General features: G+C 63.9%; 15 protein-coding genes and 2 pseudogenes. 11 read left to right on the top strand and 6 right to left on the bottom strand.

The window, feature by feature from the left end:
* Positions 1 to 57 precede the first annotated feature (57 nt).
* A complete protein-coding gene (locus ACSKB8_RS25115) occupies positions 58 to 879 on the bottom strand; it encodes a helix-turn-helix domain-containing protein (protein WP_438107116.1) in 822 nt (273 codons plus the stop codon).
* 101 nt (positions 880 to 980) lie between these two features.
* Between ACSKB8_RS25115 and ACSKB8_RS25110 the strand changes: the two genes are divergently transcribed.
* Both ACSKB8_RS25110 and ACSKB8_RS25105 read left to right on the top strand, forming a co-directional pair.
* A complete protein-coding gene (locus ACSKB8_RS25110; RefSeq protein ID WP_438107114.1) occupies positions 981 to 1211 on the top strand; it encodes a hypothetical protein in 231 nt (76 codons plus the stop codon).
* A gap of 31 nt (positions 1212 to 1242) precedes the next feature.
* The gene (locus tag ACSKB8_RS25105) at positions 1243 to 1641 is read left to right on the top strand and encodes a hypothetical protein (RefSeq protein WP_438107112.1); all 399 of its coding nucleotides are present in this window, start codon (positions 1243 to 1245) and stop codon (positions 1639 to 1641) included.
* A gap of 133 nt (positions 1642 to 1774) precedes the next feature.
* Here ACSKB8_RS25105 and ACSKB8_RS25100 read toward each other — a convergent pair.
* Together ACSKB8_RS25100 and ACSKB8_RS25095 are read right to left on the bottom strand one after the other, a co-directional pair.
* Positions 1775 to 2350, bottom strand: a pseudogene (locus tag ACSKB8_RS25100) (SET domain-containing protein).
* Positions 2351 to 2587: 237 nt separating this feature from the next.
* Positions 2588 to 3304, bottom strand: coding sequence for a TetR/AcrR family transcriptional regulator (locus ACSKB8_RS25095; protein ID WP_438107110.1), 717 nt, complete (start codon positions 3302 to 3304; stop codon positions 2588 to 2590).
* Positions 3305 to 3408: 104 nt separating this feature from the next.
* Here ACSKB8_RS25095 and ACSKB8_RS25090 point away from each other — a divergent pair, with 104 nt between their 5' ends.
* The 6 genes from ACSKB8_RS25090 (at position 3409) to ACSKB8_RS25065 (ending at position 7846) form a co-directional block, all read left to right on the top strand.
* Positions 3409 to 4803, top strand: coding sequence for a carotenoid oxygenase family protein (locus ACSKB8_RS25090; RefSeq protein ID WP_438107108.1), 1395 nt, complete (start codon positions 3409 to 3411; stop codon positions 4801 to 4803).
* Positions 4804 to 4942: 139 nt separating this feature from the next.
* The gene (locus ACSKB8_RS25085) at positions 4943 to 5206 is read left to right on the top strand and encodes a hypothetical protein (RefSeq protein ID WP_438110667.1); all 264 of its coding nucleotides are present in this window, start codon (positions 4943 to 4945) and stop codon (positions 5204 to 5206) included.
* Positions 5207 to 5283: 77 nt separating this feature from the next.
* Complete coding sequence (locus tag ACSKB8_RS25080; protein ID WP_438107106.1) at positions 5284 to 5859, top strand: hypothetical protein; 576 nt, start codon at positions 5284 to 5286, stop codon at positions 5857 to 5859.
* A gap of 12 nt (positions 5860 to 5871) precedes the next feature.
* Complete coding sequence (locus ACSKB8_RS25075) at positions 5872 to 6426, top strand: inner membrane-spanning protein YciB (protein WP_438107104.1); 555 nt, start codon at positions 5872 to 5874, stop codon at positions 6424 to 6426.
* Between the two features lie 186 nt (positions 6427 to 6612).
* The gene (locus ACSKB8_RS25070; protein ID WP_438107103.1) at positions 6613 to 6909 is read left to right on the top strand and encodes a hypothetical protein; all 297 of its coding nucleotides are present in this window, start codon (positions 6613 to 6615) and stop codon (positions 6907 to 6909) included.
* Between the two features lie 16 nt (positions 6910 to 6925).
* Positions 6926 to 7846, top strand: coding sequence for an SH3 domain-containing protein (locus ACSKB8_RS25065; RefSeq protein WP_438107101.1), 921 nt, complete (start codon positions 6926 to 6928; stop codon positions 7844 to 7846).
* A 163-nt stretch (positions 7847 to 8009) separates the two neighbouring features.
* On the opposite strand, the gene ACSKB8_RS25060 is transcribed toward ACSKB8_RS25065, so the two are convergent.
* Positions 8010 to 9665, bottom strand: a complete 1656-nt coding sequence (locus ACSKB8_RS25060) for a fumarate hydratase (protein ID WP_128938729.1) — start codon at positions 9663 to 9665, stop codon at positions 8010 to 8012.
* 213 nt (positions 9666 to 9878) lie between these two features.
* Here ACSKB8_RS25060 and ACSKB8_RS25055 point away from each other — a divergent pair, with 213 nt between their 5' ends.
* From ACSKB8_RS25055 to ACSKB8_RS25045, 3 genes are all read left to right on the top strand, one after another.
* On the top strand, positions 9879 to 10352 hold the full coding sequence (locus ACSKB8_RS25055) for a hypothetical protein (RefSeq protein ID WP_438107099.1): 474 nt from the start codon (positions 9879 to 9881) through the stop codon (positions 10350 to 10352).
* Between the two features lie 327 nt (positions 10353 to 10679).
* Complete coding sequence (locus ACSKB8_RS25050; RefSeq protein ID WP_164934497.1) at positions 10680 to 10853, top strand: hypothetical protein; 174 nt, start codon at positions 10680 to 10682, stop codon at positions 10851 to 10853.
* Positions 10854 to 10970: 117 nt separating this feature from the next.
* Positions 10971 to 11645, top strand: a complete 675-nt coding sequence (locus tag ACSKB8_RS25045) for a methyltransferase family protein (RefSeq protein ID WP_438107097.1) — start codon at positions 10971 to 10973, stop codon at positions 11643 to 11645.
* 28 nt (positions 11646 to 11673) lie between these two features.
* Here the strand turns inward: ACSKB8_RS25045 and ACSKB8_RS25040 are convergent.
* Together ACSKB8_RS25040 and ACSKB8_RS25035 are read right to left on the bottom strand one after the other, a co-directional pair.
* Positions 11674 to 12380: pseudogene (locus tag ACSKB8_RS25040) on the bottom strand (glutathione S-transferase).
* A 231-nt stretch (positions 12381 to 12611) separates the two neighbouring features.
* Positions 12612 to 13292 (bottom strand): lectin, encoded by a 681-nt coding sequence (locus ACSKB8_RS25035; protein WP_438107095.1) that lies wholly within the window; start codon positions 13290 to 13292, stop codon positions 12612 to 12614.
* Positions 13293 to 13428: the final 136 nt, after the last annotated feature.

Here is a 13428-nt window from a genome sequence, read left to right as displayed (position 1 = left end):
GGGTTTGAACCAAGATAAGCCGAACCTGTCCCGAGGCAAGGGCGCCAGATGAGAGCGCTACGTCATAGCTGCCGCCATCTGCTTCAGCCGCTCCGCAGTACGCTCATCGGCCGGGAAGAACGTCTCCAGCGCCAGCTCCGACAACGTAATGTCCACGGGCGTGCCGAACACCATGGTGGTAGAGAAGAAACTTAGTATCTCTCCGTCATGACGCAGCTTGAAGGGAATGGCGACATTGTCGCTCGACAGCGGGGCCGCGCGCGCAGGGATAGGATAGCCCTTCAGGTCGTTATAGAGCTTGATCAACTCAGGGTCGGCCGTCGCCTCGCATTGCCGGTGCAGCCGCTCGAGCAGATGCCCGCACCACTCCGCGAGATTGACCGTGCGCGGCGCCAGCGCCTCCGGATGGAACGCGAGCCGCAGCACATTGAAGGGCTGGCCGAGCAGACGCTGCGGGATGCCGTCGAGCAGCGGCGCCACCATGCGATTGGCCGACACCAGGTTCCAATGCCGGTCCACCGCCAGGGCCGGATTGGGCTCATGCGCCTTGAGAACGAGGTCGATCGCCTGGCGGGCTGATTTCAAGGCGGGATCCTCCAGGGTGCGTTGCGGGAACGCCGGCGCATAGCCGGCCGCGACCAGCAGCACGTTGCGTTCACGTAAGGGCACGTCGAGACGTTCGGCGAGCCTGAGCACCATGTCGCGCGAGGGCGCGGCGCGGCCGGTCTCGACGAAGCTCAAGTGCCGCGCCGAGACCTCGGCCTCGCCGGCGAGATCGAGCTGGCTCATGCGACGGCGCTGCCGCCATTCGCGCAAATGGTCGCCGATATGGACCGGCTGGCTGCGTTCAGCGCGTGCCGTGGATGCATGTGCGTTCATGATCGAAAACCTAGCACGTCGATTTCGGCCCTTCCATTACCCGCGAGGTAATCGAATTGGGGCGCGGACGCGCGCATCTTCGGTCGCAACAGGAGATGACCATGATCGCGCTGCTGCTCTACCGGACCCTCGCAGACCACGTCTTGCCCTGGGCCATGGCCTTCGCAACCCGGATGCTGGCGCGCAGCCTCGACATGCCGGAGCCGCTGGTGCATTCGACCGGCGACTATGTCGTCGCCCAGGTCATCGCCTTCGAGCACGGCGTCGGCAGAAGCCTCTGCCCGTTCCGCCTCGCCCGCCTGCTCCGCGCTTGGTGGCGCGGATTGCGGTGATTTCCCCCGACCTCAACCAAGGAGAACCACGATGATCGAAGCATCCACTTTCCTGCGCCGTGCACTGCTCGCCGATGCCGTCTTCAGCGGCGTCGCCGCGCTCGGTTTCACCTTCGGTGCAGGCGCGTTCGCCTCGCTGTTCAATCTGCCCGAAGCGCTGCTGCGTGAGACCGGCCTGTTCCTGATCGCCTACACCGTGCTGGTCGGCTGGCTCGCCGCGCGTGCATCCGTGTCCAAGGCGCTGGTGCTGCTGGTCGTGATCGGCAACGCGGCCTGGACAGCCGGCAGCATCGCGTTGCTGCTTTCGGGCGCAGTATCGCCGAACCTTGCAGGCGAACTGATGGTCGTGGCGCAGGCGATTGCGACCGGCGTGTTCGCCGAGCTGCAATATGTGGGGTTGCGGAGGAGCGCGGGTGTGGTGGCGGCGTGAGGCCACATACATGCTGTCATGCCCCGGCTTGACCGGGCGCCGAGTATTCCAGAGACAGTAAATGGATACGGAGACGCCGCGGCGTACTGGATGCCCTAAGCCGGGGCATGACAGCTGAGTTAAGGGCTCAAGCTCAGGCCCGCGCGCGGCCGTTCGCTTTGCCGATGGCGTGGCCGTTGAGCTTCTTCTTTTTGGCGGCCTTGCTTTTCGGACTCTTGGCGCCCGCCTTCGTGGCCTTGCGCTCGGCCCGCGCCTTCACCTTGGCGCGTTCGGCCCGCGCCTCGGCGCGCAGCTTCTTGCGCTTTCTCTCGCAGGAGTTCGCACTTGCAGCCGATCGGCTTCAGATAGGCTTTGAAATAGTCGGTGCCGTAGTCGTAGTTGATCTCGTCGCCCGGCTCGATGTTCTTGATGGCGCGGATGAAGACCTTGCGCTCGCGCGGGCGAACATCGGACTCGGCGTTGGGCCGGCAGGAATGATTGATGTAGCGGGCGAAGTTCTTGCGCACCGATCCGTCGATGGTCCAGCGGCCATTGAGCTCGAACAGATATTTGTTCTCGATCTCGTCGTGCGCCGGAATCCGCGAGTCCAGGATCGGCCCGAAATAGCGGATGATCCGGGTTCCCTTCTTGATCGGCTTGGTGGCGAAAGGCCGAGCCCGGTCTTGGAGCGGCCGACGCGATAAGGTTTGTTCGAAGAGATGGCTGGCATGATCAAGAGAAAAAGGACGAACGAGGCTGGATGACCCAAGCGAAGCCGCTCTTCTCAGAACGATTCCGCGCCGCTGTCAGGTGCCTGATGGCGCTTTTGAGCCTTGCCCACAATCAAGGCGTCTGATGCTACGAAGTTCCAGCTGCATCGAGCCGCCATCATGATCCCATCCTCACCGCGATGACAATTCATCCTAATCTCATCGCGATTTAGGCTCTTCTCCGGCTCAACAGCCCGCTACACTGGAAGTTTGGTGGTCACGGGCGCCGTCAGCATCGCCTCGAGCAGCCGTTCGGCCGTCGTGCCCTCGGGCAGCCGCTCCAAAATATCCTTGAGCCGCCCGTCGAGCAGCAGCGTGGTGAAGCCGTGCACCATCGACCAGGCGCGGGCGATCGCCGCGCCCTGGTTCAACGTCAGCGCGTCTTCGCTGATCTGCTCCTGCCGCATCATGCCGATCGCATTGGCAAGCCCGGCGAAGGAGGCCTCGGCGGCCTCATGCAGCGAGGGCCTCGAATAATCGAGCCGTTCGGTGCGGAACATGATTCCGTACATGCCGGGATGGGCCTGCGCATAGGCGACATAGGCCTTCGGCCGCGCCAGCGCGCGCTCGAGCGGCGTGGTGGCAGCATCGCAGGACGAGGCCATCGCGGCGTTGAACTGGCGGAAGCCCACGGCCGCAAGCTCGCTGAGCAGCCCGGTGAGGTCGCCGAAATGATGGGTCGGCGCAGCATGCGAGACGCCCGCCTCGCGCGCCACCGCCCGCAATGTCAGGCCGGCAAGCCCGTCGCGCTCCAGCACCCGTTCGGCAGCCTGGAGCAACGCCTCGCGCAGGGCGCCGTGATGATAGGGTGTCTCGGTCTTCGCAACCGCCGGGCGCCGCGGGGAACGCGAGGCCGATGGTGTCTTCTTCGGGGGGCGCACGCCGTGCGCGGCCCTGGTTTCGCTCTTGCCCATGGACAAGCTATAGGGCGCAATATTGACAGTGTAAAGATTTCGCTTGACCGGAACGGCAATTAGCGTTATCCAATCTTTACAATGTAAAGATAAAAGGATACGCCGTGCAGCAGGACGCCGTCATTGAGCGCCGCAACAACATCGCGCCGATCCCGTTCGAGGCCGATGCGCCATTCCTCAACATCATTGGCGAACTGCCGCGCGAGCTGAACGGCACGCTCTACCGCAACGGCGCCAATCCGCAGTTCTCTTCGCCCGGCGCGCATTGGTTCGTGGGCGACGGCATGCTGCACGCCTTCCACCTCGAGAACGGACGCGCCAGCTACCGCAATCGCTGGGTCCGCACGCCGAAATGGCTGGCCGAGCGCGACGCCGGCCGCGCCTTGTTCGGCGGCTTCGGCCGCAAGCTGCCCGATGCCCCGGCTGATCTCACCGATGGCGGCGTCGCCAACACCAACATCATCTTCCATGCCGGCAAGCTGCTGGCGCTGGAAGAAGCGCATCTGCCGACCGAGATCGAGCCTGGCACGCTGGCAACGCGCGGCTATCACAACTACCAGGGCCGCGTCGCCGGCAGCTTTACCGCGCATCCGAAGATCGATCCCATCACAGGCGAACTGGTGTTCTTCGGCTACAATGCCGCAGGACCGTTGACGCCTGCCCTCTCCTACGGATCGATCGATGCGTCCGGAAAGGTGACGCGCTTCGAGCGTTTCGAGGCGCCCTATGCCAGCATGGTGCATGACTTCATCGTCACCGCGAACCATGTGCTGTTTCCGATCCTTCCCATCACCGGCAGCATGGAGCGCGCGATGAGTGGACGGCCGCCCTATGCCTGGGAGCCGGACAAAGGCGCCTATGTCGGCGTGATGAAACGCAACGGCACGGCAAAGGACATCGTCTGGTTTCGAGCTGAGGCCTGCTACGTCTTCCACGTCATGAATGCGTGGGAAGACGATCACCGCATCATCGCCGACGTCATGCAGTTCGAGGAGGCGCCGCTGTTTCCGCATCCCGACGGCCGGCCGACGGATCCGGAGAAGTCACGCGCCCGCCACTGCCGCTGGACGTTCGATCTCTCGGGCAATACCGACCGCTTCCAGCAGACTTATCTCGACGATCTCACCGGCGAATTCCCCCGCATCGATGATCGCCGCGCCGGACTGGCGAGCCGCCACGGCTGGTACGCCTGCGCCAATCCGAGGCTGCCGATGTTCGGCGCGCTCTCAGGCGTCGTCCACGTCGACGGCAACGGCAAACGGCTCGGCCATTATCTGCTGCCAGCCGGCGACACCATCTCCGAGCCGGTGTTCGTCGAGCGGTCGAACGATGCCGCCGAGGGCGACGGTTGGCTGCTCGCGGTGGTCTGGCGCGCGCGGGAGAACCGCAGCGACCTCGCCGTGTTCAACGCCACCGATGTCGAGGCCGGTCCCGTCGCACTGGTGCAGCTCGGCCACCGCGTGCCCGATGGCTTTCACGGCAATTGGGTGGGGGCGTAGCTCTCACCTCGTCATTCCGGGGCGCGCGCTAGCGCGCGCCCCGGAATCCATTTCGCTGCGTGTTCTGCCGCTCAATGGATTCCGACGCTTCGCGTCGCCCCGGAATGACAGCGCAGATGTGTCACCAAAGAGATACCACATGCACATGCCCTCGATCACCGCGGACTGCCTTGCCGTCCTCGCCCTGGCCTGCGCCGCATTCACATTGCAGACAATCCGGCTGCGGCGAAGCAGCCTTACCTTCTTCAACGGCGGCATCTTGCTCACCATCGGCCTTTTGATCGCCTCCGCACTGCCGATCCTGTCGCGCCTGCCCTGGGCGGAATTGGCTGACGAAGCCTCCGACCAAGCCGTTGCAGCACTTCACCTTTTAGAGGTCGCCTATGTCATTTTGACATTGTAAAGATTTCGCTTGACCCGAGATCACGCCCGGCTTATTTATCTTGACATTGTAAAGATTTGACCCGACAGAGGCGGCTCATGGCGATTTTCCTGATCCTCGCGCCCTACGGCGCCTTCGCGTTGCTGATGCTGGTGACCTCCGCCACGATCAGCGTGTTTGCGGCCTCTGCAATCTGCCTCGCCACGGTCGCAATCGACGTCATGCGCGGCCGCTCGGTGAAGATCCTGGCCACGGGCTCGGCGATCGTGTTCGCCGCAATCGGCCTCTATCTCGCGCTGCTCGATCCCGCGCTCGGCACGCTCGGCGTCAAGCTGTCGGTCGATCTCGGCATCTTCATCATCTCGCTCGGCTCGATGCTGGTCCGTCGTCCCTTCACGCTGCAATATGCGCTTGAATCGGTCCCGGCCGAAACCGCGGCGATGCCCGGCTTCCTCCGCGCCAATTATGTCATAACCGGCGCCTGGACCGCAGCCGCGCTGTTGATGGCAGCCGCCAATCTCGTGCTACTCTACGTCCCCGGGCTGCCGCTCTGGTCGAGCCTTGCGGTTGCCTTCGCGGCCCGCAACAGCGCGATGTACTTCACAAAGTGGTATCCCGAGTATCGCGAGATCAAGTACGGTGCGCCCGCCCGCGCATTGCCCAACGCGCGCTGAACAGGATCGACGATGAAGAGCGTATTCGCCCGCCTCGCCTCCGACTTCCTTTCCGCCATCGTCTTCCTGGTCATCTACCTCATCACCGACAACGTCGTCCTGGCGACGTTGGTGGCGATTGCCGGTGCAATCGCGCAGGTGATCTATGCCCGCGTCAAAGGACGAGAGCTCAACTACATGACCTATGCGAGCCTCGCGCTCGTGGTCGTGCTGGGCGCGATCACGCTCTTGACCAATGATCCCCGCTTCATGCTGGCAAAGCCCGCGATCGCGCATTTCGCGATCGGCCTCATCATGCTCAAGCGCGGCTGGATGCTGCGCTACATGCCGCCGATCGTCGTCGAGACCGTTCCGGAATATGTGACGGCTGCGGGCTATGCCTGGGCGGTGCTGATGTTCGTGATCGGCGTCGGCGTGATCGCCGTCGCATCGACCGGCGATCTGAAGCTGTGGGCGTTATACCTCACGGTGGTCGCAGGCGGTGCCAAGATCCTGGCTTTTGCCGTGCAGTACGTCGTTCTGCGCCTCATCGTCACCAGTCGCCGGCGCGCTGCTGCCCGCGCCTAAAGCGCGATGTGACCGCGCTTTAGGTTGTTGTTTGAGCATGATCTTTTCGGAAAACCGCTACACACTTTTCCGGATCATGTTCTATGCCTCCAATGCAGCGTTAGGCAGGAGCTGCGAGTTGGGTTATAGGCTCGCCCAGGACTGGCCGCGGATCGTCGCGACCCGCCGGGATTTTGGGAGACAGGAATGGCCGTTGACGGCAACTGGAATCTGACCATGACGACGCCGATGGGCGAGCGCCAGGCGACGCTGAGCCTGAAGGCCGCGGGCGGCGCGCTCACGGGCACGCAAGGCGCCGAAGGTAATACCGCCGAGATTTTCGACGGCACTGTCTCTGGCGACAACGTCTCCTGGAAAGTCTCGATCACCAACCCGATGCCGCTCACGCTCGAATTCACCGGCACCGTCTCCGGCGACAGCATCAGCGGCGAGATGGGCATCGGCCCGATGGGCAGCTTCCCGTTCACGGGCGCGCGGGCGTAAGGCCGCGGCAGCAATCGTGCGCCTGCTCCGTCTCATCGCGGCGACGATCCTGTGTGTCGTGACACAAGCAGCGCGCGCGGACGACACCGAACCGGCGTGGCGCGCAAGCGCGCTCGCCCTGGTGCCGGCGGGTTATGTCGCCGGCACGGCCTACCGCACCGAAGCCTCGACCGGTTACCTCGCCGTCTATCCGGCGACGTCGAATGACCCGAAGTCGCCGGCCAGCGTGTTCGCTGCGCGCCAGACCCTCGTGGTCGCGCTGACGCCAGACAAGAAGCGCGCGGTATCGGCCGAATTGAAACCGCGCGTCGAGGCCGATGCGGTCGATGACGACGGCGATTATGCAAAGCTCCACGCGGAGCTGGCGGGCAAGCGCGCAACCCTGCCCGAGGGCACCGAGCCCTGCGATCTCGGCGCCTGGTCCATCGACAAGGATCCGAACGGACTCAACGTGCGGACCGAGCCATCGGTGAAGGCGCGCGTGCTCGGCACCCTGCCACCGCCGTACCGACTAAAGCTTGGCGGCAGCGAGAACACGCCCGATGGCGGCTGGCTCACCGAATTCCGCATCATCGGTTTCAAGGATGGTTGGTTTCTGATCGAAGGCGCGAAGCCGCTAGGCAAAGATTACGAGGACGAGAAAAAATATCCGCGCAATGCGCCAAAGCCCTATGCCGGACGCGGCTGGGTCGCCTCCAACAAGGTCGGCGCGAATTTCGCCAACGGTTACACGCGCGCGGGCGGGCTGTTCCAGGCGCCGTTCGTCGACGCCAAATGGATGCCGGCCCAGCGCGAGCTCGGCGGCCCGATTGACGGTGACGGCGGCCCGAAGCGCCTGCTCGCCTGTAGCGGATATTGGGGCCTCGTCGAGAGCCACGACGGTGTGCGCGGCTGGTGGCGTTCGCTCTGCTCCAACCAGGTCACGAATTGTAGTTGAAGCTTCCGCATCGTCATGGCCGGGCTCGTCCCGGCCATCCACGTCTTGTTCGCCGTATCTTGTTCGCCGTACCAAGAACGTGGATGCCCGGGACAAGCCCGGGCATGACGATCTTTCGTAAAGCACAGGTGCGATCACCCGCACGCAAGTGCGGATGAAGCAGCTAGCCCAGATTCAACTCCTTGAAGAAATCATTGCCCTTGTCGTCGATAATGATGAACGCCGGGAAGTCGACGACTTCGATGCGCCAGATCGCTTCCATGCCGAGCTCGGGATATTCGAGCACCTCGACCTTCTTGATGCAGTGCTCGGCGAGATTCGCCGCAGCGCCGCCGATCGAGCCGAGATAGAAGCCGCCATACTTCTTGCAGGCCTCGCGCACGGCCGGCGCGCGGTTGCCCTTGGCGACCATCACCATCGAGCCGCCGGCGGCCTGAAACTGGTCGACGAAGGAATCCATGCGACCCGCCGTGGTCGGGCCGAACGCGCCGGAGGCGTAGCCGTCGGGCGTTTTGGCCGGGCCGGCGTAATAGACCGGATGGTTCTTGAAATAGTCCGGCAGCGGCTCGCCCCTCTCCAGCCGCTCGCGCAGCTTGGCATGGGCGCTATCGCGCGCGACGATCATGGTGCCGGTCATCGAGACCCGGGTCTTGATCGGATATTTCGAGAAGGTGGCCAGAATGTCCTTCATCGGCTGGTTGAGATCGATCTTGACGACCTCACCGCCGAGCGACTGCTCCACCTGCGGCAGATATTGCGCCGGGTTGTGCTCGAGCTCCTCGAGATAAATGCCGTCCCTCGTGATCTTGCCGAGCACCTGGCGGTCGGCGGAGCAGGACACGCCAAGCCCGATCGGCAGCGAGGCGCCATGACGCGGCATCCGGATCACGCGCACGTCGTGGCAGAAATACTTTCCGCCGAACTGCGCGCCGACACCGAGCGACTGCGTCATCTTGTGGATTTCCTTCTCCATCTCGACGTCGCGGAAGGCGTTGCCATCGGGCGAGCCGTGCGTCGGCAGCGCATCGAGATAGCGCGCCGAGGCGAGCTTCACTGTCTTCATGCACAGCTCGGCCGAGGTGCCGCCGATCACGATGGCGAGGTGATAGGGCGGGCACGCCGCGGTGCCGAGCGTCAGGATTTTCTCCTTGAGGAAGGCGAGCAGCCGGTCCTTGGTCAGGACGGAAGGCGTCGCCTGGAACAGAAAACTCTTGTTGGCGGAGCCGCCGCCCTTCGCCATGAACATGAACTTGTAGGCGTCGTCACCCTCGGCGTAGATCTCGCACTGCGCCGGCATGTTGTTGGCGGTGTTCTTCTCCTCGTACATCGAGAGCGGCGCGACCTGCGAGTAGCGCAGATTGCGGCGCAGGTAGGCATCGCGCGCGCCCTCCGACAGCGCCGCCTCGTCGTCACCATCGGTGATGACGTTGCAGCCCTTCTTGCCCATGATGATCGCAGTGCCGGTGTCCTGGCACATCGGCAACACGCCGCCGGCGGCGATGTTGGCGTTTTTCAAAAAGTCGAGCGCAACGAACTTGTCGTTCGGGCTCGCCTCGCCGTCCTCGAGGATCGCGCGGAGCTGCTTCAGATGGCCAGGCCGCAGATAGTGATTGATGTCGCCGAAAGCCGCCTCCGACAGCGCCCGCAGCGCCTCGCGCGACACCACCAGCATGTCCTTGCCCAGGACCTTCTCGACCCTGACGCCCTCGGACGAAATCTTCTTGTAGGGCGTCTCGTCCTTGCCCAGCGGGAACAGCGGAGTGTGCTTGTAGGGCGGAACGGGTTTTGACTGGTCGGGGAAGGCGGTGGGAGCGTTCATGGGGTCGATCTCGGGGTTTTGGGGCCTCGCACGGGCCGTCGGCGTAGAAGCGTTCTAAGCCCATTTCCGGCAGAAAAGAAAGGGACCGGTGCGCATGGGAGAGGGTGGCTAGGGCTCGGGAAGGCATTGGCACAGCACGTGGAAAGGCCCGCGCTCACCCTTGCGCTTCGCGTCCGCCGACGCTTGAATGCGCGCCCTAAGGGGCTTTTCATCATGACATTGAACTCGAACGTCCGCGGCGCGATCCTGGTCGCCGCCGCCATCACCGGCCTTGTGGCCCTCACCTCCTCCGCGCGTGCCGACCGCTGCGACGACAGCGCCAAGGAGCTGGCGAACCAGATCGAGCGGCTCAAGGTGAATTTCCGGGCCGCCAACATCGTCTATTTGACGCACCCGGCGGCCAAGGAGTTGTCCGTCGGCTGCCGCGGCGACAAATATTCCATCGAACTCTACGCCAAGGGCGATCGCAAGCCCAAGCCCGAGTTCTATGCGCTGGTGGGGTCGATGGCCGCGATCGTCTTCACCGTGACGAAGGACGACACCACGTCGGGCGCGACACGTTGCCTGAAGCGGATGGGTCTCCTGCGCGGCGACAAGATCAACATGCGCTACCGGCGGCTCAACATGGAATGCACCCGCACAAAGGCGGATGCGTCCATCGCGATCACGCGCGGCAAGGACGAATAGGCGCGGGGCTCCCCCCGCTCTTGCTGCGGACGCAGTGCTCATGTGGCGCGACGCAGCTGGCCACGTACTCCGTCATTGCGAGCGCAGCGAAGCAATCCAGGATCTTTCCGCGGAGACAGACTGGATTGCTTCGTCGCATCAGCGCAAAATTGCTACGCAATTTTGTCGCGAGCTCCTCGCAATGACGAGGAGAGGTCTCGTCGTCTCACGAAATGGCGTCGGACGCGCCCCACCTCACCCATTCCCTCGCATTTTAACGATTGCCTTGAAGGAAACTTCGCTCCTCGCGGGGCAGGCTCAGTTGTTTCCATGTGTGAGGATTTGCGGATGAAGGTTTCCACCGTTGCGCCGCCACCGATCGCGATCGTGGTTCCGAGCTATGACACGACCAAGCAGCAGGACGATCAGGCCAAGGTCAACGACGATGATCCGACCTATAAGCCGCAGCCGCCCGCGCCGCTGCCGCCGGGTCAGGGCACGCGGATCGATCAGCTCGCCTGATCAGGCTTGCCAAAGCTGAAGCGCCCGATCCGGTCGATCGGGCCTTTTGCGCATCCGGCCGCATCTTTGCCGGATAGCAGGACCACTGTCGTGCGCGGTCATCCCGGGACCCTGCGCATGATCGCACGCCTCCTGTTGCAGAACACGATCTTCGTCGTCGGCATGGGCGCGTTGCTGTTCGCGTCCGCCGGAACGCTGCACTGGCCTTCGGCCTGGGTCCTCCTCGCCACCTCCGCCCTGCTCGGTCCGCTCTGCGGCTGGTGGCTCTACCGGATCGATCCGGCTCTGCTCGCCGAACGTCTGCGGCCGGTCCTGCAACGGGATCAGCCCACCGCCGACAAAATGTTCATGACGGTCTTTGTCGTGGCGATGCTGGCCTGGCTGGTCGCGATGGGCCTCGACCGGCGCATTCAATCCTCCGAGATGCCGGTTGCGTTCCAGATCCTCGGCCTCGGGCTGTTCCTGGCCTCGACACTGTTCACGATGTGGGTCTTCCGCGAGAACTCGTTTGCCGCACCCGTGGTGAAGCTCCAGGCCGAGCGCGCACAGCACGTGATCTCGACCGGTCCCTACGCCTATGTCCGGCATCCCATGTACAGCGGCATGGTTCTGTTCTTCACCGGCGCACCGTTGTTGCTTGGGTCGTGGTGGGGACTTGCGATGATACCGCTCTTCATCGCCTTGTTCGCGGTCCGCATCCCTATCGAGGAGCGCACCTTGCGCGAGGGCCTGCCGGGCTATGCCGACTATGCGGCGCGGGTGCGCTACCGCCTGGTGCCAGGTCTCTGGTGAGGGCAGATCACTCTGCCGTCCGCACCAGCTAAGCATCCAGCTCGCGATAGCGGCGGAAGATGCCCTGCTCGTTGAAGGCAATGCGGCGGTCGCTGTCGAGATAGGCCTTGATGTTGGGCCGTGCGGCGATGCGGTCGTGCAGGTCGAGGAGGCCCGGGAGATCTGCTCGAACGCCTTCATGCGCTTGGGGAACGCATAGCGCAGCCCCGCGACGATCTGGAACAGCGAGAGATCGACATAGGTCAGTCTGCGTCCCGTGACGTAGGTGCCGCCACTCTCGGTGAGAAGCTGCTCGAAATAGCCGAGATATTTCGGCACGCGCTCGCTCCAGAAATCGGCGGTGCGCTTCTTCGCCGGCGGCTTCTGATCTTCGTAGTAGAGCGAGGGCCCGAGCGGGTGATGGGTGTCGTGGATCTCGACGACGAGGTCGGTGATGGTGAGCTGAAGCTGGTGCACCCAGAGCCTGCCGCCTTCGGTCTTCGGCGCGAGGCCATGGCGGGCGCCGAGATAGAGCAGGATGTTGGCGGTCTGGCCGATGACGAGCTTGCCCGCTTTCAGGAATGGCGGGGCAAAGGGCGGCGTGCCCCCATGCGCGTCCATCATCTTCATCATCGCAGCTGTCCCGCGCGGTCCGCGCGCGACATCGACGTAGGCGGCGCCCGCTTCCTCCAGCGCCAGCCGCACATATTCGCCGCGGCCCTGGATCTCGGGCCAATAATAGAGCTCGTATTTCATGGGAGGAGTCCGTGAGCGTTGCGGGCGACGGGACCAATGTAACACGTAGCCGAAAGTTCCGTCGGAGTGAGACGGAGCGGCGGTACCAAACACTCCGTCATTGCGAGCGCAGCGAAGCAGTCCAGACTGCCGCCGCGGACAGACTCTGGATTGCTTCGTCGCTTCAGCGCAAAATTGCTTCGCAATTTTGTCGCTACGCTCCTCGCAATGACGGAAGAGACAGCTCGCGTCTCAATTCGCCGCGAAACAATACAGCAGGCCGTCGCCGCCGGTGCTCTTCAGATCGGCCTGCGAGCAGCCACCGTCGGGACCGCGCGAGGGGTGAGAGCTGTTCCAAGATTTCGAGGGCTCATCGTCGCGCAGACCACGTCGATCGAGATGGCCGACCATCGCGGCGCCTTGCGTGCCCGATGTCCAGTTCTTGCAGGTGCGATCGTCCGGACCGGCAAAAGCGGTGCCGTCTGGTTGCGATCCCGTGAGCACGTCATGCCGGTTTGGCTGGTCGCCAACACCATTGATCCCCTCGCCCTTCTCGCTGAGCGCGGTCTGCTTGGTGAGGTTGTTGGCCGCGCCGTGCAGGTCGGCAACGTCCTTGGCGATCACCGCGCCCTTGGCGTTCTGCCACGGTCCCTTGCCGATGCGGTCCCGGGCGTTGACCGCCGGCTTGCCGTCGGCTGCCTGTGTCGAGAGATAGGCGCGCCAGGTCTTGGTGCCGGCGCCTGCGGCTTGTGCAAGTTTCTGGCATTGCGCGTCGGCTCCCTCGAGGCCGCCGAGATCGGCACCCTTGCCGGGGCCGTTGGACGTCACGAAGAACGTCATGTCGGCCGATTGCGCCTGCGCCGATGGCGCGGCAAGCAAGGCCATTGCGAGCGCGAGGCCTGAAATCGTCACGGATCTCTCGGTGCGGATCATGTTGTCCTCCGGTTGTGCTTGTCGTTGGCCGCCTGATTTCAACCCGACGCACGCCCGCTTATTCCGATGCGGGGCGCCCAAAAGAAGAGGCGCCCAAAAGAAAAAGGCGCCGTGCGGGAGCACGACGCCTTGGTTC

Origin of the sequence: Bradyrhizobium sp. BR 1432, from assembly GCF_051547705.1 — a bacterium.
Classification (GTDB): Bacteria; Pseudomonadota; Alphaproteobacteria; order Rhizobiales; family Xanthobacteraceae; genus Bradyrhizobium; species Bradyrhizobium zhanjiangense.
The sequence above is the reverse complement of the archived record's forward strand: the minus strand, read 5'-3'. Positions and strand labels throughout refer to the sequence as shown.